This window comes from Mesorhizobium sp. M7A.F.Ca.US.006.04.2.1, assembly GCF_004022915.1.
Lineage (GTDB): Bacteria > Pseudomonadota > Alphaproteobacteria > Rhizobiales > Rhizobiaceae > Mesorhizobium > Mesorhizobium ciceri.
This window is the reverse complement of record NZ_RZQA01001215.1, coordinates 1-1,378: the sequence shown is the minus strand read 5'-3', so window position 1 is coordinate 1,378 and position 1,378 is coordinate 1. Positions and strand designations below refer to the sequence as shown.

The window sequence follows — 1,378 nt, the reverse complement described above, 5'->3', positions numbered from 1 at the left end:
GCGCCGATCGTCGTCCACGTCACCCGTGTGATCAAGCGCAACCCGATCCCCTATCTGATCGCCACCGCCACCGCGTCGAATTGCGGCAGCGTCGCAACCATCACCGGCAATCCCCAAAACATGGTCATCGGCGCGCTGTCGGGCATTTCCTATCCGGCCTTTTCGGCAGCGCTGGCTCCGGTCGCTTTGTTCGGCCTCGTCGCGGTCGTTGTCATCATCCGCATTGTCTTCCGGGCCGAATTCGCCCGCACCGTCCAATTGACGCCCGAGGTCTCGCGGGGCCGCATGCACAAGGGGCAGGTGCTGAAGGCGGTGGTGGTCTGCATCGGGCTGGCAATTGCCTTCTTCGCCGGCGTGCCCGTCGCCAAGGCCGCACTCATCGGCGGCGCCATCCTCTTGCTTACCCGGGCCATTAAGCCGGAGCGCATCTACCGCGAGATCGACGGTCCGCTGCTGTTCATGTTCGCCGGTCTGTTCGTTGTCGTCGCCGGCGCCGAAAAGACGCTTCTTTCGCCCGACATGATCGCTTCGGCCAGGAATCTCGGGCTGGACGACGTCTGGCGCTTGTCCGGCTTCACCGCGGTGCTTTCCAACATCATGAGCAATGTTCCGGCCGTGCTGGCGCTGCGGCCCTTCATACCCGGCCTCGAAAACCCCGAGCGCGCCTGGCTGGTCGTCGCCATGAGCTCGACGCTGGCCGGCAATTTCACGCTGCTGGGTTCGGTCGCCAACCTGATCGTCGCCGAACAGGCACGCGCCGCCGGCACGACGCTGTCGTTCGGCGCTTTTTTCAAGGTCGGCTTGCCTTTGACGCTGATAACGCTGGCCGCCGGCACCGCATGGCTGGCTTTCGGTTTCTAATGCATGTCGTTGCCCCAAAAGTGGCCCCGGTTTTAGGGCAACGACATGCATAAAACCAAAGGCTTAAAGCGCGTCGCGCTTTAGACCTGGCTGCCTGAAAGTCGCGCCCGCACCAGCGTCGCCGCGGCGCGTCCGGCCGCTTCGATGTAATCGGGGTTGCGGTGGATCAGCATGATCGAAAAGCAGCCGTCGATCAAAAGCACGATCTCGCGCCCCAGGGTTTGCGGCTCCGCGACGCCATGGTCCGACAGGGCGCCGGCCAGCCATGTTTCGAAATTCAGCTTGTGCCGCGCGCCCACCTTGACCGCCGGATGTCCGGGCATCGAGGCGAGTTCGGCGGCCGTGCGCAGGAAGCCGCATCCTTTCCATTTCGGGTGGCGAGCGGACCTCGCCAGATTGGTGAAGATCGCCTCGACCTTGCGATCCGCGCCGCCTTCGGCAGCCTCGAACCAGCCGGCCATCCGCTTCAGATTGGGTTGGTCGCGGCCGTCGAGATAGGCGGCGATCAGCTCGTCCT

Annotated in this window: 2 protein-coding genes; one reads left to right on the top strand and one right to left on the bottom strand. The window is 64.2% G+C overall.

Annotated features, from left to right (window positions below):
- A partial coding sequence (locus EN925_RS35935) for an SLC13 family permease (protein ID WP_128337376.1) occupies positions 1-861 on the top strand: 861 nt, incomplete at its 5' end.
- 80 nt (positions 862-941) lie between these two features.
- Here the strand turns inward: EN925_RS35935 and EN925_RS35930 are convergent.
- Positions 942-1,378, bottom strand: a 437-nt coding sequence (locus EN925_RS35930) for a TetR family transcriptional regulator (RefSeq protein WP_128337375.1), incomplete at its 5' end; no start/stop codon positions are given.